The organism is Streptomyces aureoversilis (assembly GCF_042657885.1).
Taxonomy (GTDB): Bacteria; Actinomycetota; Actinomycetes; order Streptomycetales; family Streptomycetaceae; genus Streptomyces; species Streptomyces aureoversilis.
In genome coordinates this window covers 36,821-53,330 of sequence record NZ_JBHSKJ010000015.1, presented here as the reverse complement: position 1 = coordinate 53,330, position 16,510 = coordinate 36,821, and the positions used below count along the sequence as shown (strand labels likewise).

The 16,510-nt window shown below is 72.8% G+C and carries 12 protein-coding genes; 9 read left to right on the top strand and 3 right to left on the bottom strand.

Features of this window, described 5'->3' with window-relative positions:
- Positions 1-94: 94 nt before the first annotated feature.
- The 7 genes from ACFPP6_RS24760 (at position 95) to ACFPP6_RS24730 (ending at position 9,512) form a co-directional block, all read left to right on the top strand.
- Complete coding sequence (locus ACFPP6_RS24760) at positions 95-2,191, top strand: putative bifunctional diguanylate cyclase/phosphodiesterase (RefSeq protein ID WP_382046323.1); 2,097 nt, start codon at positions 95-97, stop codon at positions 2,189-2,191.
- A gap of 396 nt (positions 2,192-2,587) precedes the next feature.
- Positions 2,588-2,884, top strand: a complete 297-nt coding sequence (gene gatC, locus ACFPP6_RS24755; protein WP_030368121.1) for an Asp-tRNA(Asn)/Glu-tRNA(Gln) amidotransferase subunit GatC — start codon at positions 2,588-2,590, stop codon at positions 2,882-2,884.
- Between the two features lie 6 nt (positions 2,885-2,890).
- Positions 2,891-4,384 carry an Asp-tRNA(Asn)/Glu-tRNA(Gln) amidotransferase subunit GatA gene (gene gatA / locus ACFPP6_RS24750; RefSeq protein ID WP_382046321.1) on the top strand — a complete coding sequence of 498 codons (1,494 nt, stop codon included), beginning with the start codon at positions 2,891-2,893 and terminating at the stop codon, positions 4,382-4,384.
- Positions 4,385-4,472: 88 nt separating this feature from the next.
- Positions 4,473-4,733, top strand: a complete 261-nt coding sequence (locus ACFPP6_RS24745; RefSeq protein WP_256789595.1) for a hypothetical protein — start codon at positions 4,473-4,475, stop codon at positions 4,731-4,733.
- Between the two features lie 26 nt (positions 4,734-4,759).
- Positions 4,760-6,268, top strand: a complete 1,509-nt coding sequence (gene gatB / locus ACFPP6_RS24740) for an Asp-tRNA(Asn)/Glu-tRNA(Gln) amidotransferase subunit GatB (RefSeq protein ID WP_256789594.1) — start codon at positions 4,760-4,762, stop codon at positions 6,266-6,268.
- A gap of 220 nt (positions 6,269-6,488) precedes the next feature.
- Positions 6,489-7,055 (top strand): AMIN-like domain-containing (lipo)protein, encoded by a 567-nt coding sequence (locus ACFPP6_RS24735; protein WP_382046317.1) that lies wholly within the window; start codon positions 6,489-6,491, stop codon positions 7,053-7,055.
- 231 nt (positions 7,056-7,286) lie between these two features.
- Positions 7,287-9,512, top strand: a complete 2,226-nt coding sequence (locus ACFPP6_RS24730; RefSeq protein WP_382046315.1) for an MMPL family transporter — start codon at positions 7,287-7,289, stop codon at positions 9,510-9,512.
- Here ACFPP6_RS24730 and ACFPP6_RS24725 read toward each other — a convergent pair.
- From ACFPP6_RS24725 to ACFPP6_RS24715, 3 genes are all read right to left on the bottom strand, one after another.
- On the bottom strand, positions 9,475-9,654 hold the full coding sequence (locus tag ACFPP6_RS24725) for a DUF6191 domain-containing protein (protein ID WP_382046312.1): 180 nt from the start codon (positions 9,652-9,654) through the stop codon (positions 9,475-9,477). The genes ACFPP6_RS24730 and ACFPP6_RS24725 overlap by 38 nt on opposite strands.
- Before the next feature lie 80 nt (positions 9,655-9,734).
- A complete protein-coding gene (locus tag ACFPP6_RS24720; protein ID WP_382046711.1) occupies positions 9,735-10,913 on the bottom strand; it encodes a PQQ-dependent sugar dehydrogenase in 1,179 nt (392 codons plus the stop codon).
- A gap of 154 nt (positions 10,914-11,067) precedes the next feature.
- Entirely contained in the window at positions 11,068-12,060 is a 993-nt protein-coding gene (locus ACFPP6_RS24715; RefSeq protein ID WP_382046310.1) for an aldo/keto reductase, read from the bottom strand.
- Positions 12,061-12,133: 73 nt separating this feature from the next.
- Here ACFPP6_RS24715 and ACFPP6_RS24710 point away from each other — a divergent pair, with 73 nt between their 5' ends.
- Both ACFPP6_RS24710 and ACFPP6_RS24705 read left to right on the top strand, forming a co-directional pair.
- Positions 12,134-13,096, top strand: a complete 963-nt coding sequence (locus ACFPP6_RS24710) for a 2-hydroxyacid dehydrogenase (protein WP_382046307.1) — start codon at positions 12,134-12,136, stop codon at positions 13,094-13,096.
- Between the two features lie 280 nt (positions 13,097-13,376).
- Positions 13,377-16,307 carry a putative bifunctional diguanylate cyclase/phosphodiesterase gene (locus tag ACFPP6_RS24705; protein WP_382046304.1) on the top strand — a complete coding sequence of 977 codons (2,931 nt, stop codon included), beginning with the start codon at positions 13,377-13,379 and terminating at the stop codon, positions 16,305-16,307.
- The last annotated feature ends 203 nt before the right edge of the window (positions 16,308-16,510 follow it).

Sequence of the window (16,510 nt, the reverse complement as noted above, 5' to 3'; positions counted from 1 at the left end):
CTGCCGATCGCTGCCCGCCGTAGCCTTCTGCGGCCTACTGTTGAGATGTGCGCCTGCCGTGGCGCGGGCACCGCCGGCTGTGAGAGGGACGGGCATGAAACCCACCGACAGCGCCGAACCGGCATCCCGGCTGCGCCGGGTTCCTCCGCCCGCGCTGCCGACGGTCTGCGTCGCCGTGGCGGTGCTCGCACTGGCCGCGGGGATCTGCCGGGTGCTCACCGCGGGCCACTCCGTCTTCCCCGGACACACCGTCGGCTGGTCGCTGGCCGTCCTCACCGGCCTCATCGTCGCCCACCTCGTCGCCCTCGGGCGCGACCGCTGGTGGGGCGGCACGGGCTCCGGAGCCGCCCTCACTCTCGCCGTCCTCCTCCTCTACGGCTGGCTGCCCGCCGTCCTGATCAGCATCGCCGTCGTCGTGCTCGTCGCCACGGCGCGCCGCCACCGCTGGCGCCAGGCCTTACTCCACGGTGCCGTCGACATCCTCGGCATCGGCGCCGCAGGGCTCGCCCTCGCCGTGTGCGGCGTCGTCTCCTCCGTCGAGCGCCCCTGGCTGCCCGACGAGTGGCCGCTGACCGCCATCCCCAAGGTGGCCCTCGCCGCCTTCATGTACCTGGCCGTCACCCGCGCCCTGCTCTGGTACTCCATGGCCCCCCGGGCCGGCCTCAGCACCATCGCCCGCACCGCCCTCGTCCGGCAGGCCCTCGTCGGCGGCGCCCTCCTCGGCATCGCCCCGCTCATCGCCGTCGTCGCCGACCACGCGCCGCTGCTGCTGCCGCTGTTCGCCGTCCCCCTCATCGCCCTCGACTCCACGCTGTGGATCGCCCGCGCCCGCGCCGAGGAACAGCTGCGCGACCCCCTCACCGGACTGCCCAACCGCCAGTGGCTGCTGGAGCGCACCTGGAGCGCGCTCGACGAGGCCGAGCGCGCCGGCACCCGCTCCGCCCTCGTCCTCATCGACCTCGACCGCTTCCGCTCCGTCAACGACACCCTCGGCCACCTCGCCGGGGACCGGCTGCTGCTGCAGATAGCGGAGCGGCTGCGCCTCGCCCTGCCGCGCGACGCGGAAGCGGCGCGGCTCGGCGGCGACGAGTTCGCCGTGCTCCTGCCCACCGCCGACTCCCTCACCAGCGCCCAGCGCGTGGCCCGCTCCCTGGTGGCCGCGCTGGGCTCGCCGCTCGACCTCGACGGGCTCACCCTCGTGCTGGAGGCCAGCGCCGGCGTCGCCGTCTACCCCGATCACGCCCTCGACGCCGAGGGGCTGCTGCGCCGGGCCGACGTCGCCATGTACCAGGCCAAGCGCGACCGCAGCGGCGTCGAGGTCTACGAGGCCCGCCGCGACGGCAACACCCCCGACCGGCTCGGCCTCCTCGGCGACCTGCGGCGCGCGCTCGACGCGGGCGACGTCGAGCTGCACTACCAGCCCAAGGTCGGCTTCGACGGGCACGTCGAGGGCCTGGAGGCGCTGGTGCGCTGGGTCCACCCGGAGCGGGGCCGGGTCTCCCCGGACGAGTTCATCGCGATCGCCGAATCCTCCGGCCTCATGCCGAGGCTCACCGAGTACGTCCTGGAGACGGCCCTCGGGCAGGTGGCGAAGTGGCGGGCCATGGGCCTGGAGGTGCCGGTCGCCGTCAACGTCTCCCCGCGCGACGTTCACACCCCCGGGTTCGCGGGATCGGTCGCGGCGCGGCTGGCCCGGCACGGGGTCCCCGCGGGGGCGCTGCAGCTGGAGATAACCGAACACGTCCTGCTGGAGGACCCGCAGCGGGCCGCGGACACCCTGGCGGGGCTGACGGGGCACGGGGTGAAGATGTCGCTGGACGACTTCGGCACGGGCTATTCGTCGCTGGTCCACCTCCGCCGGCTCCCGGTGAGCGAGCTGAAGATCGACCGGTCGTTCGTCGCCCGCCTCGCCATCGACAACGAGGACGCCGAGATCGTCCGCTGCACGCTCGACCTCGCCCACTCCCTCGGCCTGCTCGTCGTCGCCGAGGGCGTCGAGGACGACGAGACCTGGGAGCGCCTGCGCGACCTGGGCTGCGACGCGGTCCAGGGCTGGCTCGTCGCCGCGGCCATGCCGCCGGACGAGACCACGGCCTGGCTGCGCCTGCGCAACGAGTCCGGCTGGCACCGGGAGGTCGACCGCGTCGCAGCGACTGCGTCGTCCGCCGCGGAGGAAGACGCGGTCACGTAGGGGTTGGGTTGCGCCCGGCTCGGCACCGCCGGTCACCCCGGCGGGGCTTGCGCGACGCGGCGGCGGGCACTTCTTCCCGCCGCGACGGCGATCAACCCCCACCGGGGAATCCGGCGGTGCCGAACGGCCCCGCCCGTAGGGCAGCCGACAGCGCCGGGCACGTCCTGCCGCGACGGCGATCCCGGTGGTGCCGGACCACTCCGCCCGTGGGCCGCCCGGACGCCCCGGGTGCCCGCTCCGCCGCCACGGCGACGAGCCCCCGTCCGGGGGCCCGGCGGTGCCGGAGCGCCCCGGGTCGCAGCCACGCTGAAAGCGTTTAGCAGGCACGGCTCCCGGAGCCATAGGATTGGGCGCACAACCCGCCCAGAATCCGTCACAACCCCTGAGGATCGCCGCATGCCTGGCATCACGCGCGAGGAGGTAGCCCACCTCGCACGGCTGGCACGTCTGGAGCTCAAGGACGAAGAGCTCGAGCACTTCGCCGGCCAGCTCGACGACATCATCGGCGCGGTCGCCCGCGTCTCCGAGGTCGCCGAGCAGGACGTCCCCCCGACGTCCCACCCGCTGCCGCTGACCAACGTCATGCGCCCGGACGAGGTCCGTCCGTCGCTGACCCCGCAGGAGGCGCTCTCCGGCGCCCCCGCCCAGGAGCAGCAGCGTTTCAAGGTGCCGCAGATCCTGGGGGAGGACTAAACCGCTATGACGGACATCATCAAGCTCACCGCCGCCGAGATCGCGGAGAAGATCGCCTCCGGCGAGCTCACCGCCGTCCAGGTCACCGAGGCCCACCTGGCCCGGATCGACGCCGTGGACGAGAAGGTGCACGCCTTCCTCCACGTGGACCGCGAGGGCGCCCTCGCCCAGGCCCGCGAGGTCGACGCCAAGCGCGAGCGCGGCGAGAAGCTCGGCCCGCTGGCCGGCGTCCCGCTGGCGCTGAAGGACATCTTCACCACCAAGGGGATCCCGACCACGGTCGGCTCGAAGATCCTCGAGGGCTGGATCCCGCCGTACGACGCGACGCTCACCAAGCGCCTGAAGGACGCGGACGTCGTCATCCTCGGCAAGACCAACATGGACGAGTTCGCGATGGGCTCCTCCACGGAGAACAGCGCCTACGGCCCGACCGGCAACCCCTGGGACCTGACCAGGATCCCCGGCGGCTCCGGCGGCGGCTCCAGCGCGGCGCTCGCCGCGTACCAGGCCCCCCTGGCCATCGGCACGGACACCGGCGGCTCGATCCGCCAGCCCGCCGCCGTGACCGGCACCGTCGGCGTCAAGCCGACCTACGGCTCGGTCTCGCGCTACGGCATGGTGGCCTTCTCCTCCTCCCTCGACCAGGGCGGCCCCTGCGCCCGTACGGTCCTGGACGCGGCCCTGCTGCACGAGGTGATCGCCGGCCACGACCCGATGGACTCCACGTCCATCGACGCCCCGGTCCCGCCGGTCGTCGAGGCCGCGCGCAACGGCAGCGTGCAGGGCATGCGCGTCGGCGTCGTCAAGCAGTTCCGCGGCGAGGGCTACCAGGCCGGCGTCGTGCAGCGCTTCGACGAGTCCGTCGAGCTGCTCAAGGAGCTGGGCGCCGAGATCGTCGAGCTGGACTGCCCGTCCTTCGACCTGGCCCTGGCCGCGTACTACCTGATCGCGCCGTCCGAGTGCTCCTCGAACCTGGCCCGCTTCGACGGCCTGCGCTACGGCCTGCGCGCCGGCGACGACGGCACCCGCTCCGCCGAGGACGTCACCGCCCTCACCCGCGAGGCCGGCTTCGGCCCCGAGGTCAAGCGCCGCGTCATGCTCGGCACGTACGCCCTGAGCTCGGGCTACTACGACGCCTACTACGGCTCGGCGCAGAAGGTCCGCACGCTCATCACGCGCGACTTCGAGAAGGCCTTCGAGCAGGTCGACGTGATCGTCTCGCCGACCACCCCGACCACCGCCTTCGCGATCGGCGAGCGCGCCGACGACCCGATGGCGATGTACCTCGCGGACCTGTGCACCATCCCGACCAACCTGGCCGGCAACGCGGCCATGTCGCTGCCCTGCGGCCTGGCGCCCGAGGACAACCTGCCGGTCGGTCTGCAGATCATCGCTCCCGCCCTGAAGGACGACCGGCTCTACAAGGTCGGTGCCGCGGTCGAGGCCGCGTTCACCGCCCGCTGGGGTCACCACCTGCTCGAGGAGGCACCGTCGCTGTGAGCGTCGCGCACGCGGCCACCGTGCCGCAGACGACCGTGAAAGCCGCACCTCTGCGCCGCGTGGGCGGAGAAGCGAACGAGGAGGCAGCGTGAGCACCGAAGTGAGCAAGGCGAGCGCTCTGAAGAAGGCCAAGGGCTTCAAGAAGTCCAAGCCCGGCACGTACCTGTCGATCGGCACCACGCTGTTCGGCGCGGTCAGCGTGATCAAGCAGGCGAAGAAGGCGCGCGGCGAGCAGGACACGCTCCAGCTGGTCGACGCGATCGTCTCCGCAGCAGCCATCGCCACCGGTGTCGCGCTGCTGGTGCGCGAGCTGCGCCGGATGAACAGCGACGACGTCCTCGCGGACTGAGCCAGGACCTGAGAGGTTAGTTTTCCGTGACCGTCACTGAACTGGTGTCGTACGAGGACGCGCTGGCTTCCTACGACCCCGTCATGGGCCTGGAGGTCCATGTCGAGCTCGGCACCAAGACGAAGATGTTCTGCGGCTGCTCCACGGAGCTGGGCGCGGACCCCAACACCCAGACCTGCCCGGTCTGCCTCGGCATGCCCGGCGCCCTGCCGGTGGTCAACGCCACCGGCGTCGAGTCCGCCATCAAGATCGGCCTCGCGCTGCACTGCGAGATCGCCGAGTGGTGCCGCTTCGCCCGGAAGAACTACTTCTATCCGGACATGCCGAAGAACTTCCAGACCTCCCAGTACGACGAGCCGATCGCCTTCAACGGCTACCTCGACGTGCAGCTGGAGGACGGCGAGGTCTTCCGCGTGGAGATCGAGCGCGCCCACATGGAGGAGGACACCGGCAAGTCCACCCACGTGGGCGGTGCCACCGGCCGCATCCACGGCGCCCAGCACTCCCTGCTGGACTACAACCGCGCCGGCATCCCGCTGATCGAGATCGTCACCAAGCCGATCGAGGGCGCGGGCGAGCGGGCCCCGGAGGTCGCCAAGGCCTACGTGGCCGAGCTGCGCGAGCTCATCAAGGCGCTGGGCGTCTCCGAGGCCCGGATGGAGATGGGCCAGATGCGCTGCGACGTCAACCTGTCGCTGCGCCCGCACGGCCGGGAGAAGTTCGGCACCCGCTCCGAGACCAAGAACGTCAACTCGCTGCGCTCCGTCGAGCGCGCGGTGCGCTTCGAGGTCCAGCGGCACGCCTCCGTCCTCTCGGCCGGCGGCACGATCGTGCAGGAGACCCGCCACTTCCACGAGGAGGACGGGTCGACCACGTCCGGCCGCATCAAGGAAGAGGCCGAGGACTACCGCTACTTCCCCGAGCCGGACCTGGTGCCGGTGGCCCCCTCCCGCGAGTGGGTCGAGGAGCTGCGGGCGACCCTGCCCGAGCTGCCGCGCGTGCGCCGCAACCGCCTCCGTGAGGACTGGGGCGTCACCGAGCACGACATGCAGTCGATCCTCAACGCGGGCGCGGTCGACCTGATCGTCGCCACCGTCGAGGCCGGTGCCGACTCCGCCGCCGCCCGCAAGTGGTGGATGGGCGAGCTGGCCCGCAGCGCCAACGAGTCCGGTACGGACCTCGCGGCGCTGCCGATCACCCCGGCGCAGGTCGCCCGGGTGGCGGCGCTCGTCGCCGAGGGCTCGCTCAACGACAAGCTGGCCCGCCAGGTCATCGAGGGCGTGCTCGCGGGCGAGGGCGACCCGGACGCGGTCGTCGAGAAGCGCGGCCTGAAGGTCGTCTCCGACGACAGCGCCCTGGGTGCCGCCGTGGACGAGGCCATCGCGGCCAACGCCGCCATCGCGGACAAGATCCGCGGCGGCAAGGTCGCGGCGGCGGGTGCGCTGGTCGGCGCGGTCATGAAGGCCACGCGCGGCCAGGCCGACGCGGCCCGTGTCCGCGAGCTCATCCTGGAGCGCCTCGGCGTCGAGGGCTGACCGGCCGATGAGTGGTCGGCCCCGGGCCGATCAGCTGCTCATCGGCAGCGTTCTGCGACACCTCATGGCCGCCCCTTTTCGAAGGGGCGGCCATTGTCTGTCCGGGAATGGTCCGGGAATGGCTGGTTTCCTTTGCTCTATGGCCTTCGTGTCCCCCGTCCGGCATGATCCCGACTGCGGGCCCACCGTGTGCCCGCATCCGGAATCTGGGGGTTGGCACATGAGACGGTTGAGCACGACGCTGGCTGCACTCACGCTGGCGGGCGCCGGCCTGCTGGTGACGACGGTCCCGGCCGGCGCGGCCACGACGGCGGCGGCCACGGTGAAGTGCGAGGCGGGCTGGGGGAGCCTGCCCAAGGTCAGCACGGACACCGCCTACCGCTCGCTGCTGGACGTCCGGGCCGGGCGGCACGAGTGCTACGACCGCCTGGTCTTCGACGTCCAGGGCATCGGCGACCGCCCGATCGGCTACCGCGTGGAGTACGTGGACCGGCTGCGGCAGGACGGCTCGGGCGACGAGATCCCGGTCGGCGGCCACGCGATCCTGGCGGTCCGCGTGGCCGCTCCGAGCTACGACACGAGCACCGGCGAGCCCCGCTACCCCGGCCACGCCGGACAGCCGCTGCCCGGAGTCGACCTCACCGGCTTCCGCACCTTCCAGGACACCCGCTTCGCCAGCAGCTTCGAGGGCGACACCCTGATCGGCCTCGGCGTCCGCGCACGGCTGCCCTTCCGGGTCTTCCAGGAGCGCAACCGCATCGTCGTGGACGTCGCCCACACCTGGTAGACGCTGCTCCGAGCCCGCGCTCCCCGCGCCGGGCGGCCCCCCCCGGGGCCCCGGTGTGGGGTGAACCACAAAGCGGACAAATGATCTTTTTCCGCTGTCACAGTGGTTCGGCAAGGGGCCCCCACCGCGCCTCTCGCGCTGCGGGGCCCCAGGCCCAGCAGCTCATGCGCTCGGAAATGCACGGGGCAGTTCTCCCGGCGGGATCGACGCGCCGAACGGGAAGCAGCCCGAATGACCTCACTCGCCCGATGGTGCCTGCGCCGTCGTTTCGCCGTGATCGTGCTGTGGCTCGTGGCCCTCGCGGGCACCGCCGCGGCCGCGACCCTGGCCGGCCCGGCGTACTCCAACGACTACGCCGTCCCCGGCACCGAGGCCGCCCGCGCGGGCGCGCTCCTGGAGGCGGGCTTCCCCGGCCAGGGCGGCGACGACACCATCGTCTGGCACACCGGCCAGGGCACCGTGCGCGCCTCCGCCGTCGAGCAGCGCATGACCGAGACCCTGCGCGACGTCGCGGCCCTGCCCGGCGTCGAGTCCGTCAGCGGCCCGTACAGCGGCCCCGACGGCGCCGCCAGGATCAGCCCCGACGGGCACACCGCGTACGCCTCCGTCACCTTCGCCTCGCCCGGCGCCCCGGACAAGGAGCTGGTGCACCAGGTCGTCGAGACGGCCCGGTCCGCGGCGGACGGCAATCTGGAGGTCGCCCTCGGCGGCACCGGCATCGCCACCGGTGAGGCCGCGAGCGGCCACCTCAGCGAGATCATCGGCATCGCCGTCGCCGCCGTCGTGCTCTTCGTCGTCTTCGGCTCGCTGGCCGCGAGCCTGCTGCCGATCGCCACGGCCCTCGTGAGCGTGGGCACCGCGTTCATGGGCACCCAGCTGCTCGGTCACGTCATGACCGTCGCCGACTTCGCCCCCATGCTCGGCACCCTCATCGGGCTCGGCGTGGGCATCGACTACGCCCTGTTCATCGTCACCCGGCACCGCAAGGGGCTGCGGGCGGGGCTGCCCGTGGCCGTCGCGGCCGAGCGGGCCGTCGCCACCACCGGGCGCGCCGTCGTCTTCGCGGGCGGCACCGTGTGCGTCGCGCTGCTGGGCATGCTCATCCTGCGGCTGAGCTTCCTCAACGGCGTCGCCCTCGCCGCCTCGCTCACCGTCGTCCTCACCGTCGCCGCCTCGGTCACGCTGCTGCCCGCGCTCCTCGGGGTCATCGGCGACCGCGCCCTCAGCCGCCGCGAGCGCCGCCGCCTCGCGGACAGCGGCCCCCGCCCGGAGCTGCCCACCGGCCTGGCCGCCCGCTGGTCGGCGTTCGTGGAGCGGCACCCCAAGCTGCTGGGCGCCGTGGCCGCCGTCGTCATGCTCGTGCTCGCGCTGCCCACCTTCTCCCTGCACCTGGGCACCTCCGACCAGGGCAACAACCCGGCCTCGTCCACCACGCGGCAGGCGTACGACATGCTCGGCAGCGGCTTCGGGCCCGGCGTCAACGGCCCCCTGACCCTGGTGGCCGACCTCGACAGCGCCGCCGACCGGCTCGCCTTCACCGAGCTCCCGGACGCCCTGCGGCACACCGAGGGCGTCGCCTCCGCCTCGCCCGCCCAGGTGAACCCCAGCGGCGACACCGGCGTCATCAGCGTCGTCCCCACCACCTCCCCGCAGTCGCGCGACACCAGCGACCTCGTGGACCGGCTGCGCGGCACCGTACTGCCCAAGGCGACCGCCGGCACCGGCGTGGACGTCCAGGTCGGCGGCATGACCGCGAGCTACGACGACTTCGCCGGCATCATCCTCGGCAAGCTGCCGCTCTTCGTCGGCACCGTCGTCGGCCTGGGCTGCCTGCTGCTCCTGCTGGCCTTCCGCAGCATCGGCATCCCCCTGAAGGCCGCGCTGATGAACATCGCCGCCGTCGCCTCGTCCTTCGGCATCGTCGTCGCGATCTTCCAGTGGGGCTGGGGCGCCGGGTTCCTCGGCCTCGGCGGCGCCGGGCCGATAGAGCCGTTCCTGCCCGTCGTCATGGTCTCCGTGCTCTTCGGCCTGTCCATGGACTACCAGGTCTTCCTGGTCAGCCGGATGTACGAGGAGTGGCTCGCCACGCGCGACAACACCCGGGCCGTGCGCGTCGGCCTCGCCGAGACCAGCCGCGTCATCAACTCCGCGGCGGTGATCATGATCTCGGTCTTCCTCGCCTTCGTCCTCAGCGGGGACCGCGTCATCGCGATGTTCGGCATCGGCCTCGCGGCGGCCGTCGCCCTCGACGCCTTCGTGCTGCGCACGCTGCTCGTCCCGGCCCTCATGCACATGCTGGGCGGCGCCAACTGGTGGCTGCCGGCGTGGCTGGAGCGCCGCCTGCCCCGGATCAGCATCGAGCCGCCGGAGCCGGTGGACGCGCCGGAGCCGGCGGACGGGGTCCGGGAGCCCCTCCCGGTCAGTCCCGGGAAGAGCCTTGCCGGGGCGGGCGTATGAGTACGCGGCCCGAGTCGAGGTCGACCGGGCCGCGCGCGGGGTCGCCGTCACCGACGTCGTCGCGGGTCAGTTCGAGGCGCTTTAGCTCCTCGTGGCTGTGCTTCCGGCCCGGTGCGAACACTTCCTCGAACACGTTGAACATCTTCAACTCCCGTCGCCGCACTGTCCGTCCAGTCTAGGCGGACGCGTGTACGGTCCCGGAAAAGTTGTGCGCCGTGACCGTCAGCTCACTTCGAGCCGCAGGATCCGGTCGTCCTCGCCGCCCGGCTTCCCGCGCCCGTCGGTGTTGCTCGTCGTCAGCCACAGCCCGCCGTCGTCCGTGGCCACGGCCGTGCGCAGCCGCCCGTACTCGCCCTGCAGGAACGCCTGGGGACCGGCCACCGGCTGCGTGCCGTCCAGCGGGATCCGCCACAGGCGCTCGCCGCGCAGAGCCGCCATCCACAGGGAGCCCTTGGCGAAGGCGAGTCCGCTGGGGGAGGCGTCGGAGGTCTTCCACTGCTCGACGGGGTCGGTGTGGCCGGACCGGCCCGCCTTGCCCTCGGCGACGGGCCAGCCGTAGTTGCCGCCCGGCCGGATCAGGTTGACCTCGTCCCACGTGTTCTGGCCGAACTCCGACGCCCACAGGCGCTTGCCCGCGTCCCAGGCCAGACCCTGCACGTTGCGGTGGCCGTAGGAGTAGACCACCGAGTTCTCCTCGGGGTTGCCGTACGCGGGGCGGCCGTCCGGGGTCATGCGGAGGATCTTCCCGCCGAGGGAAGCCTTGTCCTGGGCGAGATCGCGCTGCCCGCCGTCGCCCGTCCCGGCGTAGAGCATCCGGTCGGGGCCGAAGGCGATGCGGCCGCCGTCGTGGACCGGCCCCTTGGGGATGCCCCGGAGGATCGTGTCGGGCGCCCCCAGCCGCTGCCCCGCCGGCTTGCGCTCGTCGTAGCGCAGGCGCGCGATGCGGTTGTCCGAATCGGTGGTGAAGTACGCGTACACCAGGCGGTCGGTGGCGAAGTCCGGCGAGACCGCCAGGCCCAGCAGGCCGCCCTCACCGCCCTTGACGACGCCGGGCACCTCGCCCACCTCGCTCTGCGCGCCGTCCTTGACCGCCACCCGGGCGATCTTTCCCGTGTCGCGGGAGGCGACCAGCAGGTCGCCGCCGGGGAGCACCGCGACGCCCCACGGCGAGCCGAGCTTCGCGGTGAGCGTCCGGACGACCTTGACCGAGCCCTTGGCGGGCGCCGGCGGGGCCGGTGCGGTGCCCGAAGAGGCCTCCGTGCCGGGCGACTTGGCCGGCGAGCCCTGCCGCGGACCCTCGCCCGGGAAGCCGTCCTCGCTCGAACAGGCCGCGACGCCGAGCAGCAGGGATGCGGCCAGGAGCAGGGAGGCGGACGGCCGCAGAGATGTGGCCGTCCGCAGGGAGGCGATCGGCGCGGCGGCGCCGGTACGGACACGGGGACGTCGTCGCACGGTTCGTTCCTCTCGCCGGGGCGCACTGCGTGTACGCGGCACTGTGCCACACCGGGAGCCGCCGTCCGGGGGAGGAGCGCACGGGTGCGCCACGTGCGCCGCGTCAGTCCCAGGACCCCATGGCGCGGGGGAGGGCGGCTATCTCCGCGAAGTCCTCGGGAGTGAGCCGCAGTTGTGCCGCCGCGGCGTTCTGCACCGCCCACACCGGCTTCTTCGTGCCCGGTACGGGTATGACGTGCCGGCCCTGGGCCAGCACCCAGGCCAGGGCGACCTGGGCGGCCGTCGCGTCGTGGCGCAGCGCGACCCGGCGCAGCCCCGCGACGATCGGCTGGTTGGCGGCCATCATCTCGGCGGTGAAGCGCGGGTGGCGCGCCCGGAGGTCCTCCGGCTCGAAGCCCTGCCCCGGCGTGAGCGTGCCACTGAGGAAACCATTCCCCAGGGGCATGGCGGCCAGCATGCCGACGCCCCGGGAGGCGCACCAGGGCACCAGCGCATCGAGCGCCTCCTGGGACCACACCGACAACTCCACCTGCACACAGCTCACCGGGAACACCTGTTGCACCCGTTCCAGCTGCCGGATCGTCGCGTCGTACCGCCCGGCGCGCGACCGGCGGTGCGGGCGCGCGCCGATCGCGCACCAGCCCAGCGCCCGCACCTTGCCCGCGGAGACCAGCTCCGCCATCGCCCCCCAGGTCTCCTCGACCGGCACCTCGGGGTCGGGCCGGTGCAGCTGGTAGACGTCGATCACGTCGGTCTGCAGCCGGCGCAGCGAGGCGTCGCAGGCCCGCTTCACGTAGCCCGGACGGCCGTTGGCGACGATGTGGCTGTCGCCCACCAGCAGCCCGCACTTGGTCGACACGAACGCCTCGGAGCGCCTCTCCCGCAGCGCCCGCCCCACGAGCAGCTCGTTGGTGAACGGCCCGTACATGTCCGCCGTGTCCAGCAGGGTCGTGCCCGCGTCGAGCGCCGCGTGCACCGTGCGCAGCGCACCCTCCCCGCTGCGCTGGGAGGCGGTGTATCCCCAGTGCATGGGCATGCACCCCAGGCCGATCGCGCCCGCTTCGAGCGCCGTCGCACCGATATTCCTGCGCTCCACCGGCCGTACCCCTCCCGTTCCTCGCCCCCAAACTAACCTCTGCCGCACCGGCCCGATCGCATAGCCTCCAGGCATGAGTGCAGATGACAGCGGTTCCGGCCGCCCCCTGGTCTGGCTGCCCTTCCCGCCCGAGCGGATCGAAGGGCTCCCGGAGAGCCTCGACTACGCCTTCTGGGACGGCGGGCCGGAGTACCCGACCGACCCCGCCCGCTGCGACTTCTACGCGGTCCCGTACGTCACCGACCCCGAGCCGTGCCTGCGCCCGCTGCCGGGCATGACGCGCGTCCGGGTCGTGCAGGCGCTCACCGCGGGCGTGGAGCACCTGCTGCCCGCCGTGGAGGGGCTGCCGAAGGGCGCCGTGCTGTGCAACGCCCGCGGGCTGCACGACGCGAGTACCGCCGAACTCGCCCTGGCCCTCACCCTCGCCTCGCTGCGCGACATCCCCGGCTTCGTGCGCGCGCAGGACGCGGGGGAGTGGCGGCAGGGCTTCCGGCCGGCGCTGGCCGACAAGTCGGTGCTCATTGTGGGTTACGGTTCGATCGGCAGCGCCATCGAGGACCGGCTCGTGCCCTTCGAGTGCGCGCGGGTCACACGCGTCGCACGCTCCGCGCGGGACAGTGCGCGCGGTCCCGTGCACCCGATCGCCGCCCTGCCCGGCTTGCTGCCGGACGCCGACGTCGTGATTCTCGCGACGCCGCTCACCGAGGAGACCCGGGGGCTCGTCAACGCCGGTTTCCTGGCGCGGATGAAGGACGGGGCGCTGCTGGTGAACGTGGCGCGCGGTGCCGTGGTCGACACCAAGGCCCTCCTGGCCGAACTGGACGCAGGTCGGCTGCGTGCCGCACTGGACGTCACGGACCCCGAGCCGCTGCCGCCCGGGCACCCGCTGTGGAGTGCCCCAGGGGTGCTGATCACCCCCCATGTGGGTGGCCCCTCTTCGGCCTTTCTGCCGCGCGCCGAGCGGCTGCTGCGTGATCAGCTGGCCAGATTCGCTCTGGACGCGCCACTGCAAAATGTCGTAGTCATCGCCCGCTAGTTACCACGTAGAGGTACCGTTCGACTGCACTCAGTGTCCATAACCCCGTGGCTGATTACGCTATGTATATGAGCTATGTCCCTGAGTGACGAGTCTGGTGTATCGTCCGGACGGGGGCTGCGGCGTGCACAGGAACGGCCGCAGCGAGGACCGGAACTCGAGGGGGGCGACGGGCGATGCACGGCCAATGGACGATCAACCCGACGCGGCTCACGCACCGACCACGACCGCACTGTGCACCGCGACCGCACTGCGTGGCGACGCTGCTCCTGTGGCTCCCATGGATCCCGCTGCTGCGGACGGCGGCGCGGTGAGCGCCCCGGGGGCGGCCCTGTCCCGCCCGTCCTGCGGCTCGGGCCCGGTCTCCCAGCTGCTGCTGGCCCTCGTCTGCGGCGGCTACGCCACGGGCGCGGCCTTCGGCTGGGGATCGAGCGAGCTCGCCTCGGCCATGGGCGACTTCGGCCTCGGCGGCGCGGCCGTCCTCGCCGCCGTCTCCTGCTTCTGGTACGGGCGCACGCACCGCACGCGCTTCCGGCTCGCCTGGTTCCTCTTCGCCGCGTCCTCGGCCATGGCCGGTCTCGGCAACGTTGTCTGGGGCTGGTACGAGGTCGTCCTGGACGCCCGCGTCCCGACGCCCTCCGTGGCCGACTTCTGCTTCCTGCTCTTCGCGCCGCCGGCCATCATCGGCCTGCTGGTCCTCGCCCGCCGCCCGGTCACCCGGGCCGGCTGGGTGTGCCTGGCCCTCGACGCCTGGCTCACCGGCGGCTCGCTCCTCACGCTCTCCTGGAGCCTCGCGCTCGCGCACACCGCGCACTTCGAGGGCGAGAGCGTCGCCCACGCCGCGCTCTCCCTGGCCTATCCGCTGCTGGACATCGCCCTGGTGTCCATGGTGCTGGCCCTGCACTTCCGGCGCTCGACCGCCAACCGCTCCGCCATCAACACCGCCATCGCGGCCCTCGCCCTGACGGTCCTGTGCGACGCCCTGTTCACCTCGCCGCTGCTGCGCTCGCACTACCGCTCGGGCCAGATCCTCGACGCCGGCTGGTTCGCGGGCTACATGCTCATGGCGTACGCCCCCTGGGTCGCGCGCGAGGACGGCGACGACGCCGCCCCGGCCCGCTCCGCCCAGCACCCGCACCACCCCAGCCGCCCCATCGCCGGCTCCCTCGCGGCCCTCACGCCGTACCTGGCCGCCGCCGTGTGCACCCTGGGCATCCTCTACAACGTCCTGGACGGCCACCAGGTCGACAAAGTCGTCCTGTTCACCGGCTGCACGGTCGTCCTGGCCCTGGTGATCCGCCAGGGCATCATGCTGCTGGACAACATCTCCCTCACCCAGGAACTGGCCCAGAAGGAGAACCACTTCCGCTCCCTCGTCCAGGGCTCCAGCGACGTGATCATGATCGCCGCGCCCACGGGCATACTGCGCTACGTCAGCCCGGCCGCCGCCGGGGTCTACGGGCGCGAGGCCGAAGACCTCGTCGGCTCCGAGCTGGCCTCGCTGATCCACCCGGAGGACCTGGGCAGAGTCGTCCACGAGGTGCGCCGCTTCCTCGCGGCGCCGCCCGCCGAGGAGCCCACGACCCGCATCGAGTGCCGCTTCCGCTCCGGCGGCGGCGAGTGGCTCAACGTCGAGTCCACCGTCAACCGCCACCACGGCGGCCTGATCTTCAACAGCCGCGACGTCACCGAGCGCGTCCGCCTCCAGGCCCAGCTCCAGCACACGGCCGAGCACGACCCGCTCACCGACCTGCCCAACCGCGCCCTGTTCACCAAGCGCGTCCAGCAGGCCCTCACCGGCCGCAGAGCGACCGACGCGGGCACCGCCGTGCTCTTCATCGACCTCGACGGCTTCAAGGCGGTGAACGACAGCGTCGGCCACCAAGCCGGCGACGAGCTGCTCGTCCAGGCGGCCCGTCGCCTCCAGGACTCCGTCCGCGCGGGCGACTCCACGGCCCGCTTCGGAGGCGACGAGTTCGCGGCGCTGATCATCGGCGACGGTACCCGCGACCCCGCCGCCCGCGAGTACCGCATCCACGAGATCGCCGACCGGCTGCGGATCACCCTCTCCCAGCCCTACCGCGTGGAAGGAGGCACCGAGGTCCGCGTCGCCGCCAGCATCGGCGTGGCCTTCGCCGAGCCCGGCATCACCCCGGGCGAGCTGATGCGCAACGCCGACCTCGCGATGTACCGCGCCAAGCAGGCCGGCAAGGGCCGCGTCGAGCTCTACGCACCGCAGATGCAGGCCGACGTGGTCCGCCGCGCCGAGCTCGCCACGCGGCTGCGCACCGCCCTGCACGAGGGCGAGTTCGCCCTGCTGCACCAGCCCGTCGTCGACCTGGGCACGGGCGCGGTCACCGCGGTCGCCGCCCAGCCCCGCTGGCGCTCCGCCCAGGGAATACTGTTCACCCCTGCGGAGTATCTCCGCGTGGCCGAGAACGACCGGGGCGACGAGGCCGCCCGCATCGCCGAGCTGGGCCGCTGGACGGTGGAGAAGGCCGTCGAGCAGGCCGCCCAGCGCTGCCGCGCGGGCCACCCCGTGCCCGTGTACGTCCGGCTGTCCGCCGCCCGGCTGATGGACAAGTCGCTGCCCGCCAAGAACCTGGAGGGGCTGCTGATCCGCCACGGGCTGCCCTCGGGCGCGCTCGTCCTGGAGCTGTCCGGAAGCGACCCCCGGGTGCCGCTGGACGAGCTGGAGCGGCGCCTGGCCGCCCTGCGCCGGATGGGGGTGCGGATCGCCCTCGACGGCTTCGGCAGCGGCTACGCCGCCATCAGCGCCCTGCGCCGGCTGCCCATCGACACCCTCAAGCTCGACCGGGGGCTGGTCGACGGCGTGGTGGAGTCCGCCCGGCTGCACAAGATCACCGCCGGGCTGCTGAGGATCGCCACCGACCTGGGCATGCAGTCCGTCGCCGACGGCGTCGACGTGCCCGAGCAGGCGCTCGCCCTGCGCGCGATGGGCTGCACCCACGCCCTGGGCGCCGCCTTCGCCGGGCCGCTCGACGAGCACCGCCTGCGCCACGCGCTGAACCTCGGGGCCTACCCCGTCCCCGGAGCGCCGGTGGATGGCGCAAAAGCGTGGGTCGGAGGCGGCGCCCTGCCCGCAGGAGCAGTACCGTCCGCTACGCGATCCGGGTCCGCGGGGGGCGCCGGATCACTCGCCCATGCTCCATTGCGCTCAAATAATGAGACGCCCGTCCCACCCACTTGACACTTCCCAGGTGGCGGGTGGAGGGTCGGTTCCATGCGCACCCGAATTCTCGTACTTGGAAAGCGCGTCGGCTGAAGCAGGCCCTTCACACGCCCTGCTGACCACACCGGCGCGCTCCCCTCGCTTGCCTCACGGCACGAGGGGTTTTTTGTTGCACTAGAACGTGACAGACCCACCCAAACCGACCTCCGCTCAACCAGTCG

Bases quoted from the DNA above. Each gene is read 5' to 3' on its own strand.
- ACFPP6_RS24735 (WP_382046317.1), top strand. From the start codon at position 6,489: ATGAGACGGTTGAGCACGACGCTGGCTGCACTCACGCTGGCGGGCGCC.
- ACFPP6_RS24760 (WP_382046323.1), top strand. From the start codon at position 95: ATGAAACCCACCGACAGCGCCGAACCGGCATCCCGGCTGCGCCGGGTT.
- ACFPP6_RS24730 (WP_382046315.1), top strand. From the start codon at position 7,287: ATGACCTCACTCGCCCGATGGTGCCTGCGCCGTCGTTTCGCCGTGATC.
- ACFPP6_RS24725 (WP_382046312.1), bottom strand. From the start codon at position 9,654: ATGTTCAACGTGTTCGAGGAAGTGTTCGCACCGGGCCGGAAGCACAGC.
- ACFPP6_RS24705 (WP_382046304.1), top strand. From the start codon at position 13,377: ATGGATCCCGCTGCTGCGGACGGCGGCGCGGTGAGCGCCCCGGGGGCG.
- gatC (WP_030368121.1), top strand. From the start codon at position 2,588: ATGCCTGGCATCACGCGCGAGGAGGTAGCCCACCTCGCACGGCTGGCA.
- gatA (WP_382046321.1), top strand. From the start codon at position 2,891: ATGACGGACATCATCAAGCTCACCGCCGCCGAGATCGCGGAGAAGATC.
- ACFPP6_RS24710 (WP_382046307.1), top strand. From the start codon at position 12,134: ATGAGTGCAGATGACAGCGGTTCCGGCCGCCCCCTGGTCTGGCTGCCC.